The sequence below is a fragment of the Nostoc sp. KVJ3 genome (genome assembly GCF_026127265.1).
Taxonomy (GTDB): Bacteria; Cyanobacteriota; Cyanobacteriia; order Cyanobacteriales; family Nostocaceae; genus Nostoc.
In genome coordinates this window covers 226,278-239,943 of sequence record NZ_WWFG01000002.1, presented here as the reverse complement: position 1 = coordinate 239,943, position 13,666 = coordinate 226,278, and the positions used below count along the sequence as shown (strand labels likewise).

The 13,666-nt window shown below is 43.8% G+C and carries 9 protein-coding genes; 5 read left to right on the top strand and 4 right to left on the bottom strand.

The window, feature by feature from the left end; all coding sequences use genetic code 11:
• Positions 1-52 precede the first annotated feature (52 nt).
• Positions 53-1,162 (bottom strand): alpha-helical pore-forming toxin family protein, encoded by a 1,110-nt coding sequence (locus GTQ43_RS17250; protein ID WP_265273970.1) that lies wholly within the window; start codon positions 1,160-1,162, stop codon positions 53-55.
• Between the two features lie 56 nt (positions 1,163-1,218).
• Positions 1,219-2,751: an alpha-helical pore-forming toxin family protein gene (locus GTQ43_RS17245; protein ID WP_265273969.1), complete on the bottom strand. Its 1,533-nt coding sequence runs from the start codon at positions 2,749-2,751 to the stop codon at positions 1,219-1,221.
• Between the two features lie 944 nt (positions 2,752-3,695).
• Between GTQ43_RS17245 and GTQ43_RS17240 the strand changes: the two genes are divergently transcribed.
• From GTQ43_RS17240 to GTQ43_RS17225, 4 genes are all read left to right on the top strand, one after another.
• Complete coding sequence (locus GTQ43_RS17240) at positions 3,696-4,058, top strand: ArsR/SmtB family transcription factor (RefSeq protein WP_265273968.1); 363 nt, start codon at positions 3,696-3,698, stop codon at positions 4,056-4,058.
• Between the two features lie 211 nt (positions 4,059-4,269).
• Positions 4,270-5,994 (top strand): precorrin-3B C(17)-methyltransferase, encoded by a 1,725-nt coding sequence (gene cobJ, locus GTQ43_RS17235; RefSeq protein ID WP_414859149.1) that lies wholly within the window; start codon positions 4,270-4,272, stop codon positions 5,992-5,994.
• Between the two features lie 175 nt (positions 5,995-6,169).
• Positions 6,170-7,177 carry a zinc-dependent alcohol dehydrogenase family protein gene (locus GTQ43_RS17230; RefSeq protein ID WP_265273966.1) on the top strand — a complete coding sequence of 336 codons (1,008 nt, stop codon included), beginning with the start codon at positions 6,170-6,172 and terminating at the stop codon, positions 7,175-7,177.
• Between the two features lie 9 nt (positions 7,178-7,186).
• Positions 7,187-9,403, top strand: a complete 2,217-nt coding sequence (locus tag GTQ43_RS17225) for a pentapeptide repeat-containing protein (RefSeq protein ID WP_265273965.1) — start codon at positions 7,187-7,189, stop codon at positions 9,401-9,403.
• On the opposite strand, the gene GTQ43_RS17220 is transcribed toward GTQ43_RS17225, so the two are convergent.
• Positions 9,391-9,741 (bottom strand): hypothetical protein, encoded by a 351-nt coding sequence (locus tag GTQ43_RS17220; RefSeq protein ID WP_265273964.1) that lies wholly within the window; start codon positions 9,739-9,741, stop codon positions 9,391-9,393. The two genes, GTQ43_RS17225 and GTQ43_RS17220, sit on opposite strands and share 13 nt — an antisense overlap.
• 57 nt (positions 9,742-9,798) lie before the next feature.
• The gene (locus GTQ43_RS17215; protein WP_265270869.1) at positions 9,799-10,392 is read right to left on the bottom strand and encodes a recombinase family protein; all 594 of its coding nucleotides are present in this window, start codon (positions 10,390-10,392) and stop codon (positions 9,799-9,801) included.
• Between the two features lie 154 nt (positions 10,393-10,546).
• On the opposite strand from GTQ43_RS17215, the gene GTQ43_RS17210 reads away from it, so the two are divergent.
• Positions 10,547-13,645 carry a Tn3 family transposase gene (locus GTQ43_RS17210; protein WP_265270870.1) on the top strand — a complete coding sequence of 1,033 codons (3,099 nt, stop codon included), beginning with the start codon at positions 10,547-10,549 and terminating at the stop codon, positions 13,643-13,645.
• Positions 13,646-13,666 lie beyond the last annotated feature (21 nt).

Genomic DNA, 13,666 nt, shown 5'->3' with positions numbered 1-13,666 from the left:
AGAAATCAACGGAGGCGAACTAATATCGTTCGCCCCGATAATTTGGACAAGATTAAGCGACTGCCAGTTGGTGCTGTCTTGCTAAAGAGACGATATAATCACCAATGGTTGCATTAGAGGGGGCGACAGAGGACGACACACCAGTCATCTGATTTTTGATGATAGTAGTATCGGTAATCACGCTTTGGACTGTTGAATTGGCCGCAGTCAAGAAAATTTGTCGTACTTCCCCAGTGCCCTTTATTCCTTGATCGAGGTCGTTAATTAAGTTTCCTAGATCGCTGCTTAAAAAGTTCCAGGCATTTTCCATCTCTGTGGCAGAAGTAACTGCCGCTCCCGCTTGATTTTTGAGGCTAGTATAAGCAGTGCTGATACCAGTTGCGAGATTGACTTCGGCGGTGAGGGAAGATTTTTGTGTAAGTAAGTTAGCTTTTTGGTCATTCAAATTTTTCAGAGTTATTGCTGATGCCACCTCACCGCCTACTCCGACCACAACTAAGGCGATTCCACCCGCTAGTACAGGAGTTGAAGCGCCTACGGTGACGAAATCAGCGATCCCGCCAACCGCAGCAATAAAGATTCCACCAACAATTGCCAGACTGCTTAAGACAGTACCAGCGATCGCTCCATCAATCTTGCTCTGAATGCTATTCAATTCACCGTTAATTGAATTGAGGATACCGTCGTCACCATTTACGGCGGCATTTAACTCACTAACAGTTTTTGCAAAGCTAGCGGTGTCGGTGGTTAGGTTGCTATGAAGAGTTTGTAATGTTTTGACGATATTATTAGCATCAGTTTGATACTGTGTGGATTGTTTCTTCAGGATGCTCAAAGCGGTTAACCATTGCTCGACAGTCGATCCTGGCGGAAGGGTGGAGGCAACTGCACTATGTAAAGAATAGTAGTTATTGATGTTGGTGATATTGGTAATGATGGCGGGCTGGATGATATTCAGATAGGTATTCGCATGACCTTGTGCAGTTGTTAGACCGTTGTTAATATCAGTTTGATACTGCCCTAGAGTTTTGAACCCGGAAAAATTGACATTAGGCTGACTCAACACGCTGTTGCAGTAAGTCTGAATTAAAAGCCCTTGGGATATTTGAGTTTTTGAGGCTGCGTCAATTTTTTGTGCGGCTTGAATGGTAAAGTTAGGCATGATGATTTCTCCTGTTGTAGACAAATTTGTTTGATTTAAGTAGATTAGTGTTTTGATTACGCTGCATCGAGATTGAGAAGATCGGGTTGACCGATAATTGAACCCTTGATAAATGCGAGTTCTCCAAAGAAGGCAGTCCAAATTGTTTTAGCGCCCTGTGCCGTTGACGCTAAGTCGAGCGCATCCTGTTGCTCGCTTACTCTCAGGATCGAATTCGAGAAGTCTGAGAAAGCGGAAGTGATAATCCCCCAGTTGGAAGCAAGCTCCTGAGCATTAAGCGCTGCTTCACTGATTGCATTGATAAACAGTTCGTTCTGAACCTGAACAGCTTTTGCAACAGCCAAAATTGCATTATCACTGGCAAGCTTTTGATAGAGCGTAGCAAGCTTTTGGTTGTTGGCTTCTAGGTCTTTCATCGCCTGGGAAGACTGTCCCACTCCACTGCTACCTGCTTGAATGGCCTCAATGGCAAAATCGACAGACGGAGCTTTAGGATCTTCACCTTCAGGATCTTTAGCGGAACCTTGAATAGTAGTCAATATGCCTATGCCTAGCTGAGTTACTGCACCTCCTGTTTTTTGGGCACCCGCAACAATATCGTTAATATTCTGTGCAATTTCCGTTTGCAGAATATCTATATCCGCAGAAAGGAGCTTCGCCGCTTCACCCAATGCGGTCACTGCTTTTTCTAGTGAGACTTGATATTTGTTACTAAAGGAGATAACTAATTTCTCGGTGGCTGAAAAGTTCGTCGCTAAAGTTTGTGCATAAACCTGTATTTCCTCGGCTTGAGTGCTGACTACTGAGAAAATATTGGCGGCAGAAGTTCGCGCTTGTTCATTGCTAAAAGAATTTCGGATATTTTGAAGTTCATTTTTGAACGCATTGTCTAAGATGGCATTAAAGTTAGTTCCATCAGCAATTAGCCCGATCAGTCCTGGCATAAGTTTATTGAGAAAAAAGTTGGCATTAGTTTGCAATCTGTCTTGAAAGGCTTTAATTTTAATAGCAAGTCCTTCATCAATAGAAGAAACATCAATCTCTACTTGCTCTAAAATGACTTGCGAGTAAATTTGTGCTAAGGAAAAATTATTGGCAGCAGACAAATATACTTCCTGAAGATTTTTCGGACTAATTGGGTTTTGATTTAGATCGAAATTGAAATTTAGTAGCAGAGAATTTTTTGGGTCTGTCGACACTTTTGCATTGTTTTTGCTGTTTTCTCTTTCGCTCCATTTAATCGCCTTATCAAAGGCTGTATAAGTCTCGGAATTGGTGAATTTTGGTGTAGGAATAGTGTTCAATCTTTGAAGCAGATCCTTGATGGTGTTATCTGCCCCAATCTGGACAAGAAATCTGGTGATAGATTTCATTTCTGGGTTTTTCAAAGTCCCAAGAAAATTTTGACCTGAGAAATTAGTGGCGACGTAGAAATTATATTGGTCACTTCCAACATTTTGTGTATATATTCTAGTGAGTCCACCAGGTTTAAGAGTTAGGGTTTGGTCACTTTCCTCTTGCATTTCTCGTAAGATTGTATCCCTATCACTCTCTCCAATATTTTTAGTGCCTCCAAAAAATTGAGGCATTCCCCCGTAAACTTGTCCATCACGTTTGATGGGAAAGTACAAGTATCCGTTGTCTTCATCTATGATATCCAGAAGGATAGCATAAGCCTTCTTGGGCATATTAAATCTCCTTGATTTGAGTTAGTTGAAGAATTAAGAACCACGAACAATTGATTCTTGCGGTTTCTATAATTCCTTGTGTTCGATAGCCTAAATTTATCCGTTACAAGCAAGAAGGCGTATCTAACAAATGTCATTTATCAACCGTTACATTTGTCATTGACAAGGTAATACTTATCCTAGATCCAAAGAGCATCTTCCAAGATGAACCTGTTAACAAGTTTATAACTATCTATTTATTGTCTGATTTATTATTGGTGTCTCCCAAACACCAAGAGACACAAAGTGTCTGTAGTGATGTCTACTAAATATCTATGCTGCATAAGGCTTTTAGCGTTTAGTGTCTGGTGTCCGCGAAAAAGGGGTATTTTTGGGGTAAACACAAGATACCGAAGGGGACTAAATTTGATTGAGCTTGATAACACCCTCGGCTATCCACTGTGCTAATCCAGGGCGCGGGGCCACCCAAATATGAAAGGGGACTTTCGGGCGATAGCGCAAGCGCCCACTGTAAGCGATCCGATCGCATTAACAGGTTACGAAATAGAACAAGCTAGAAGCACAAGCAGGGCATACATGGAATGCAAAAGTCTCTTTGCTAGGTTGTAGAATATCAGGGGTTAGGCACAAGAGCGCAGTTTGTTCAGGAGTGCAATTATTACTTTTTTACTATAAGCCGAGTTACGGGCTAAACGCCCCGCTATTCGCTAACAGCACTCAGCACTGTTAACTATTGGGGTATGGCAAGTCCTCAGTAGTAAAAGTTATTGAAATTTAATTAAGAATTTAATTATAATACTGATTAGTTATTAAGTAATTATTGTGCTAAATAATTAAATCTGCCTATGCCAAAAACTAAGCCACTCAAGACCGATCCATCTGTTCTCGTGGCAGTTGCTGAGTACTTCAAGGTTTTATCTGAGGCAAGTCGGCTACAGATTTTGAATTGTCTCAAATCAGGCCCAATGAATGTGATGGAAATTGCTGAAGCTACTAGCTTAGGTCAAGCAAATCTATCTAAGCATCTGAAAATGTTAACTCAAGCAGGGGTTTTATCTCGTCAACCCAAAGGCACTAGTGCATATTATGAGATTGCCGATCCAATAATTTTTGAGCTTTGTGAGTTAGCGTGCGATCGCATTAGCGCTCATGTGCAACAGCAGACTGAAAGCCTAAAAGCCTTTCGGAGCAAAACAGCAGTTTTTTGAACAACATTATAAAGAGCATCATTTGCAGAAGAGATTCGCATGAAAAACTCTCTCTCGGACTGAAAATTTTGAACTAAGTTGCATAAAAGTAGGGCTGTTCGCAAAGGGTTCCCGTAAGGTAGCCCTTACTACAAGTGAATCATTTTGAAAAAATGAATGACAATCTAGCTTATCAAATTTTGCAAGATATCTATGTAAAAGAAGTCTTATGATGATGAACGTTGCACCCGCCATTGTAGTACTAGGTCAAAATAGCGTGACAGTCGCACGCAAAATAATCAGCGTCCTACCAGGAGCGACACTATACGGTCTAGCGGGTCGCACATCGGGAGTTGATGTCAGCTTTACTAATTTTGGCGAAACGTTGCGCGAGTTATTTGCCCAAGGAACGCCACTAATTGGCATTTGCGCCGCCGGTATTTTAATTAGGACGCTAGCTCCCATCCTCTCGGATAAACAACAGGAACCACCAGTGCTAGCTGTGGCTGAAGATGGTAGTGCCGTTGTCCCCCTCTTGGGCGGACTTGCTGGGGTAAACGATTTGGCCCGTCAGATTGCCGAAGCCCTTGATGTCAAACCTGCAATTACGACCACAGGCGATCTGCGTTTGGGCACAACGCTGTTGTCTCCTCCCCCCGGATACCATTTAGCAAACCCAGACAATGCTAAGAAATTTATCTCAGATTTGCTAGCCGGGGCACAAGTCAAACTAGAAGGCATAGCACCTTGGTTGAGCGATAGTAAACTGCCCCTAGATCCAAAGGGAGATTTGACCATCCAAATTACAGAACGTTTGGTGACTCCTACAGCCAACTATCTTGTTTACCACCCAGCAACGATCGCGATCGCAATTAGTGGCATGATTGATAATCCAGTAGCTTTAGTAGAGCAGCTACTAGCTGATGCCAAATTAGCAAAAACATCAGTCGCCGGCATATTTGCACCCATCACCGCCGCAGCCAATCCAGCAATCAATGCCGTAGCTAGCGCCTTGGGAGTACCTGCCCGCTTTTTCACTCCAAATCAGCTAGAAAGTTTGTTAGCTCAAGGTTATAGCCCTGCCCAAGCAGCAGCGATCGCGGCTACAGGCACATCCCCTTTATCTTCTTCATCTCCCTATATAGCGATCGCTATTGCCCCCCAACCAATTGACCCCAACACTATCGGTCAGCCACGTGGACGGTTAGCGATTATTGGTACGGGGCCTGGTGGATCGCAATGGATGTCTCCAGAAGTAAAGGAGATACTCAAGTCGGCAACTGACCTAGTGGGTTATAAAACTTATTTAGATTTAGTTGGTTCTCTGGCTGATGGGAAGCAACGGCATGAGTCCGACAACCGAGAAGAAGAAGCACGAGCAAAAATGGCCCTTGATTTAGCGGCATCTGGCAGATATGTCGCCGTCGTTTCATCTGGCGACCCTGGGATCTATGCAATGGCAACAGCAGTTTTTGAAGTATGCGATCGCTATGCTAAACCAGAATGGGATCGTATCGACATTCATGTAGCGCCAGGCATTTCTGCTATGCAAGCAGCAGCAGCAGCCATTGGTGCGCCCCTTGGACATGACTTCTGTGCTATTTCCCTGTCCGATATCTTAAAACCTTGGTCTGCGATCGAACAACGAATTACTGCTGCTGCTGAGGCTGATTTCGTCATTGCTTTCTACAATCCTGTTTCCAAAGAGCGTACCTGGCAACTAGCAGAAGCGAGAAATATTTTATTGCGACATAGAACACCAGATACCCCAGTAGTATTGGCGCGCAATCTCGGTAGACCAGGACAGACAGTAAAAGCGATCGCCCTTGATCGGTTAGCACCAGCAAGCGCCGATATGCGGACAATTATTCTCGTTGGTTCCACAAAAACCCGAATCATGAAGCGAAGCGATGGTAATCTCTGGGTTTATACGCCCCGTCGCTATACCGAAGAGTAGCCATAATATCATATTCTGATAATCATGGTTCTTCAGTACCTAGGATGCCAAAAATTTAGCAAAAATCCAGTAATGGAAAGAAACAGAAACCTAAGTCGTGAGTCTTAGGAATCCCCGACCGTTTACGGCGGGAAGGACATCAAATAGCAGCGTGCATCTAGAGGAGGAAAGAGTTATGAAAGCAGTCTTGATGAAAGCACCTGGTAATCCTGAAGTTCTGCAACTAGAGGAAGTGCCAAACCCTGCTGTTCCTGTAGGGAATACTGAACTTTTAGTGCGTTTGGTGGCTGCTGGCGTTAATCCGATTGACACTAAACTTCGTAGCCGAGGAACATTTTACAGCGATCGCACGCCGACAATTTTAGGATGTGATGGTGCAGGTATAATTGAGGCGGTGGGTGCTGGGGTTCAGCGTTTTCGCCCAGGCGATGCAGTATATTTTTGCTCCGGTGGCTTAGGCGCACACCAAGGGAATTATGCTGAATATACCGTTGTGGATGAGCGGTTTGTGGCACGTAAACCCGCTTCCATCTCCTTTGCGGAAGCAGCAGCAGCACCTTTAGCATTAATCACCGCCTGGGAAGCCTTATACGAACGGGGACGATTGGAACCTGGAGAACGGGTTTTCATTCATGCGGGTGCTGGTGGTGTTGGTCATGTAGCAATTCAATTGGCTAAACTCAAAGGTGCTACTGTTTCTACCACAGTTAGTTCTGAAGAAAAGGCTAATTTCGTCAAACAACTTGGTGCCGATAGTGTAATTTTTTATAAACAAACAGACTTTGTGCAAGCGGTATTAGATTGGACTGGTGGGGAAGGCGTAGACTTGGCTTTTGATACCGTAGGCGGCGAAACCTTCCAAAAAACCTTCCCCGCAGTGCGAGTTTATGGTGATATTGTGACGATTCTCGAACCAGATGCCAATACTGTTTGGAAAACCGCTAGAGTACGTAATCTCCGCATAAGTTTAGAACTAATGCTAACACCAGCATTACTAGGATTAGAAGAAAGCCTCCAGCACCATGCAGAAATTCTCGAACAATGTGCCACCTGGATCGATGAAGGTAAGTTAAAAATCCATGTTAGTCACAAGTTTCCCTTGAAAGAAGCGGCTCAGGCACACCAACTAATTGAAAGCGGTTCTGTGACAGGTAAAATTGTTCTACTAATTAGCGACGATTAATCGAACAATTTGCATAATTTATTTTTTCAACGCAGAGGAACGCAGAGGTTAAACGCAAAGGAACGCAGAGGGGTTTCTTTGCGCTCCTCTGCGTTCCTTTGCGTTTTATCAATTCTCCTCTTCCTCCCCCTACCAGCGTGGGCAGCACAAGCGCAACCAAAACGCACACCCTTAACCCTAGAACTATTACAAGAACGCCTACGCACTCCGACACTCCGCGAAGGCAATTTGACGGTGGATTTGCAGAAAATGGTAATCGATTTACGCCCAGAAAACGCTAGCTTTCGTGATGCTTTTTACCAACTACTGCGAAAAGAACTAGGTGCAAAACCCTTGGGCTTAGACCTGAGCTATACCCTGATTTTGGGGGATTTTGTCGGTAGCGATTTAGGTTTAAGAACACCATTATACGCCCAAGCGATCGCTCCAATTTTTACTCCTACTGAACAAAAAGAACTAGAACGTTTGCGCCTTGTTTGTCTAGAGTCACTCACAAACTCCAAAGATTGCCGCTCGCTTTTGGGAACAGTGTCAACTCCATCCAGTGAAATCGCTGTTTTTCGTGGTGTCTTGACACTCGTGCAAACTCGCTTCAATGGCGAAATGAAGTTCTCTAATACATTCTTTCTTCAGTCTGTGGATGCCCAAGGTGCAACTTTTCTCCAATTCACTAACTGGACTGAAACCCGATTTGGTCGTCCCGTCAGTTTTAGCGGTGCTAAATTCCAGCAATCAAGCAATTTTCAGGGCAGTATTTTTTTTGATAGAGCTAATTTTAAACAAACCCAATTTCAGGAACTTGCTGATTTTCAAGGTAGTATCTTTGAAAAAACTGCCAGCTTCAATCAAGCAACTTTTAAGCAGTTAGCTAAATTCAATAGTGGAAAATGGCAAGAAAATGCTGATTTTTCTGATGTCCGCTTTGCCAATCAAGCCCAGTTTACGAAAGCAAGTTTTAATCAGTTTCTCCTATTAACAGAAGCGACTTTTGAGCAAGCTGTCATATTTCGAGAAGTGGAGTTTAATCAATTGGTGAATTTGCAAGGTGCAAGCATTCTCAACCAAGCAGATTTTAGCGATGCCAGGTTTTCTCCCGAAGCTTGTTTAAGCGTACCTGGTTTAACTTTTAATTCTAATCAAGCAAAAATTTTAGGTAATCCCGGCCAGATTGGCCAGATGTTCTGCATCCCTACATTACAAGGTAATCAAAATATCTTGCGGAATTTGGGGCAAAATTTTCGTCAGCAACAACAAATTGCTGATGCTAATCAACTAGAATACACAAAACAACAACTGCGATTAGTAGAAATGAGTCGCTGTTTGACGGCTACAAATATTAATAGTGCAACTGTTGCAAGTTTGGTTAAACTGGGTTTTTCGGCAACTCAAGCCGCAGCGATCGCACAACGCCGTCTGATAAAATCCTTTCGTAACACCAGTGAGTTACTCACCTTAGCAGACATCGATTTAAGAAAATATACCCAACTGAGCGATCGCTTAATTGTTGGCGAACCCCTTTCTATCGGTGGCTGGTTACTGCAAGCTTGGAGTTGGCTGGCGTTGAGTGTACTGCTGTTGTTGAGTGGCTATGGTACGGATTTTTGGTTAGTTTTTGGCGTGGGAGGAGTTGCGATCGCTTATTTCGGCTTACTATTTTGGCTAGTCGATCGCTATCGACGGCTACATCCCGTCCCAATTATTCCTACATTTTACGAAACCATTTCGATATTAGTCAGTTTCAGCGTTTTAGAATTCTTGAGCTTACTAGCCATCTTTCGCAATGCTGAACAACCTCTACTGACATTAGGGTGTCTTTTAATAATTCTTATTCCCGTACCGATGGCGTTATTGATCCGACTTTACCAACAAGGTCGTTATCACGACTTAATGGACGTTTCTTACTTTACCGAAGATGGTACATTTCGTCAGTTACGATTGTTGATTGGGCGTTTACCAGTCATACCAAGGAATCAGACATTTCGGGAACGATATATGCCTCTGTTGTGCGATCGCCATTGGAACTGGCTCAACTACTATGATTTTAGTCTCAACAACCTAGTTAAATTAGGATTTAACGACATTCGCCTCCGAGACGAACACTTACCAGGTATCATCTCTGCACTTGCTTGGTATCAATGGAGTTTGGGTGTAATTTACATTACGTTAGTTTTGTGGACACTTTCACGCACAATTCCAGGATTGAATTTGCTGATTTATCTGAAGTAGTTTACCACGCTATAAGATAACGGTATAGCGGTTCCCATACAGGACTTACGCAAAATTTTAGTCGAAACCCTAATTTTCAGTCGGGGCAATTCATGAATTGCCCCTACCGCGTGTAGTTTTGCGTAAGTCCTACCATAGTGAAACCCAGGAGATGGAGGATGTGGTGGAATCGCTTCCGGTACACTCTCGATTTTAGGTTCGGTGTCGGTAGTAACTATCTGCTCTGCTAGTTGTTCTGGTATGACAATAGTTTGGTCGATAATCTCAATCACAGGTTGCTCTGCCAAAACAGAGGTAATGTCTTCAGTTTTGGGGGTTGTGGGTGTCTTTTTACTCACAGTCTGGCTAAAATAGCCCAACGCGCCAAAAATGTACAAGTACGTTTCAAACCCTTACTAGTTATGCTTTTGGGCTAGGTAAGCAAAGAACACCCGCCGCCCGACACCTGCGACTCTACAAACTTCAGCGGCTGTCTTCCCAGAATTTTGATACAAGATCCTCGCAATCTCCAATTTGGCAACATCAGTTCGAGGTCTTCCACCCGTTCTGCCTCTGGCTTTAGCTGAAACTCTTCCGGCCGAAGCTCGTTCGGCGCGTAATTCTCGTTCCATCTGATAAATCGCTCCCATCATCGACAGAAAACAGCGACCTGCAGCTGTAGTGGTATCAATACTCTCTCGCAATGACAACAGGTTAATCTGACGTTGTTCCAAAATCTTAGCTGTTTCGAGTAGATGGAGTAACGAACGGGTCATCCGACTTAGTTCAGTGACAACTAACGTATCATCTGGACGAATATATTTCAGCAGATCCTCCCATCCAGGTCGCACCATCCGCGAACCAGTTAACTTGTCAGTAAAGATTTTAATGCAGCCAGCTTGCTTCAAAGAATCCATCTGCGAATCAAGATTTTGACCGATGCTGCTGACACGAGCATAGCCAATCCGATTTTGGACTGTTTTCGGTTCGACGGGAGTTGAAGCATCCACAGTGCAAAATCTTCACTCATATACAAAGTAACCGCACGATAATTATAGTAAAGGTTTTAGCACCAAAGATTAACGTAAACTCGTTGAGTCACATCAAGTTAAGTCAGGAGTGCGGTTTGTACACTTTCTGCACTCCCACTAATGCCCTGATTACATGAGCAGCAATTCACGTCGTCTAGCGATCCTCTCAGCAAAAGAAGTCGATGACCTATATGGATTACCACATTTTACAGAAGATAAACGGCATCTCTATTTCGATCTGAGTACAGCCGAACGCGAAGTGGTAGCAGCAGTTCGGACTGTATCAGTCGCAGTGCATCTAACCTTGCAGCTTGGATACTTCAAGGCAAAGCGACAGTTCTTTAGTTATCAACAAGATGCTGTTATTGAAGATCTAAACTACATCCTGAAACAAAATTTCCCAGGTCAGAGGTTAGCATCGATTAAATTGCCCTTCAGACATACCCGCAGCGAACAGCAACAGATAATTCTGCAACTGTTCAACTATCGCCTTTGTAACAGCGATGCGAAAGTCGAACTGGAGTCAAAAGCTCGACGGGTTGCCATGTTATCAATTCAGCCCATCTATATCTTGCGCGAACTAATTCAACATTTAGCTGGGCAACGTGTCGTTGCACCTAGCTATCGATTCCTTCAAGAGATGATTGGTCGAGTGGTCACAGGCGAACGCACTCGAATTACGAAACTACTCACCAAAGCCATCACGCCGACGGTAGAAAATCAGTTAAAAACCCTGCTGGAAGCCGAGGAAGGTGTCTATGGCATCAACTTGCTCAAGCAAGAGCCAAAGGATTTCAGTTACAAGGAACTGCGGCGTGAAGTAGATCGCCGCAAATACTTCCAGCCACTACATGAATTTGCTCAAACCTTTTTAGCAACAACGGGTATTTCTAATGAAAGTGGCAAATATTACGTAGGATTAGTCAAGTTTTACACGGCTTATAAGCTGCGGCGGATGTCCCTGGCGACAGTCCGGTTGTATTTGTTGTGTTTTGCCTATCATCGGTTTCGCCAGATTAATGACAATCTGATTGAGGCTTTTATCCATTTGGTTAACCAATACGAAAAACAAGCCAAGCTGGGCGCGGAACAAGCAATGCAACAAGCATTGACAGATGCTGCAAATAACCTCCAAGCGGCGGGTCAAATCCTCAACCTATTTGTGGATGAGTCGATTACTGACGATCTACCATTTTCAGTCGTCAAGGCAAAAGCTTTCTCCATCCTCGACCCTGCCAGTTTCCCATTGGTGTCAGACTATATGCGTAATATAAAGTTCGACAAAACTGGGTTTGAGTGGTCGGCTTATTCTAAGCTGTCGAACACCTTCAAGCGCAATCTGCGTCAACTGTTCGCCGATCTTACATTCGCTAGTCGAGTATCTGATGCACCACTGCTAGCAGCGGTCGTGTTCTTGCAAACTTTGCTTCAACAAGGGAAGTCACCTAGACAAACAGATCCAACTACTTTTCCAGCAGCAGTCATACCCAAAAGTTTACAACGTTACTTGTATCCAACAGCCACAGCAGATGGCAAGGAGAAGATATTAGAGATCGATCGTTATGAATTTCTGATTTACCGACTACTACGAAATGCGCTCTCTTCTGGGGACGTGTTTGTGCGCGACAGTAATGAGTTTCGTCGTTTTGAGGATGACTTGATTGGCGACGAGCGGTGGCGGCATAAAAATGAGTTGTTGGAGGAAATTGGTGCGCCGATATTAATAGCTCCAATTCAAGAGACACTGACGGAATTCGAGCAAGCATTGGAAACTAAGTTCAAGGTTGTCAATCAACGAATTACAGATGGTCTCAATCAACATATTAAGGTCAGTGGGACTGCTGATAAGTCTCGTTGGAAGCTGATTTATCCCAGCGCAGAAGAACCAGTCAATAGCCCGTTTTATAGCCAGTTACCTGGAATTGGGATTGCTGACTTATTATGGTTTGTGGCGGCAAATACGGGATTTTTGAGTGCCTTTACTCATGTGTTAGATCGTTATGTTAAACAAGAACCCAATCCAAGTGAAATTTTAGCCTGCATTGTGGGAATGGGCACTAATATGGGGCTAGGAAAAATGGCCGAGGTATCAGGATTGAGTCATTCATCCATGATGACGACAGCGCGTAATTACCTGCGACTAGAAACTCTCCATGCTGCTAATGATGCCATCACAAATGCGATTGCGACTCTACCAGTTTTTCACCTTTATGATATTCAAGATGTCATGCACTCCAGTAGCGATGGACAGAGAATGGAAACACAGATCGATACTATTAATGCCAGATATTCACCCAAATATTTCGGTCTTCAGAAAGGCGTAAGTGCCTATACCTTGGTGGCTAATCATGTACCGATTAATGCCAAGATTATTGGGACTCACGAGCATGAAAGCCATTACGTTTTCGATCTGCTCCACAACAATACTTCGGATATCAAACCGGAACGACATTCCACTGATACACATGGTACCAATCAGGTTAATTTCTGGATCTTGCACGCATTTGGCTATCACTTTGCGCCCCGTTATCGAGATTTGCACAAGAAAATGGGTGCATTGGTCGGAGCCAAGCATCCAAATGAATATAGCGATTTTTTAATCAAACCCGTTCGCAAAATCTACCGCGATTTAATCGAACAAGAATGGCCGAATATTCAGCGGATTATGGCTTCGTTGGCACAGAAGGATGTGACACAGGCGACGATTGTGAGAAAGCTAGCTAGTTATGAACGGCAGAATCAAACTAAAAAGGCTTTATGGGAGTTGGAAAATATCTGTCGGACGTTGTACATTTTGGATTTTATTGATGATGTGACGTTACGACAGACTGTGCAAAAGGCACTCAATCGTGGCGAAGCTTATCATCGGTTTCGACGGGCGGTAGCTTATGTCAATGGTGGGAAGTTTCGGGTAAAAACTGAGGGTGAGCAACAGATTTGGAACGAATGTTCGCGGCTGATCTCTAATGCGGTCATTTACTACAACACTTTGCTGTTGTCGCGGGTTTACGCGCAAAAACAGGCGGTTGACGACCAAGAGGCACTAGCGATTATTAAAGATATTTCGCCAGTGGCGTGGCAGCATATCAATTTGTTTGGGACATTTGAATTCAGTCCATCTACATCAAAGGTTGATATTGATGCCTTGGTCGTTCGCTATGCCGACCCGACTTACTGGCATCAAGCGATCCAGGATGAATCCGAACCCACCTTGCCTGAAAAGCATAACTAGTAAGGGTTTGAACCGTAATTG

Bases quoted from the DNA above. Each gene is read 5' to 3' on its own strand.
- GTQ43_RS17245 (WP_265273969.1), bottom strand. From the start codon at position 2,751: ATGCCTCAATTTTTTGGAGGCACTAAAAATATTGGAGAGAGTGATAGG.
- GTQ43_RS17250 (WP_265273970.1), bottom strand. From the start codon at position 1,162: ATGCCTAACTTTACCATTCAAGCCGCACAAAAAATTGACGCAGCCTCA.
- GTQ43_RS17230 (WP_265273966.1), top strand. From the start codon at position 6,170: ATGAAAGCAGTCTTGATGAAAGCACCTGGTAATCCTGAAGTTCTGCAA.
- GTQ43_RS17240 (WP_265273968.1), top strand. From the start codon at position 3,696: ATGCCAAAAACTAAGCCACTCAAGACCGATCCATCTGTTCTCGTGGCA.
- cobJ (WP_414859149.1), top strand. From the start codon at position 4,270: ATGATGAACGTTGCACCCGCCATTGTAGTACTAGGTCAAAATAGCGTG.
- GTQ43_RS17210 (WP_265270870.1), top strand. From the start codon at position 10,547: ATGAGCAGCAATTCACGTCGTCTAGCGATCCTCTCAGCAAAAGAAGTC.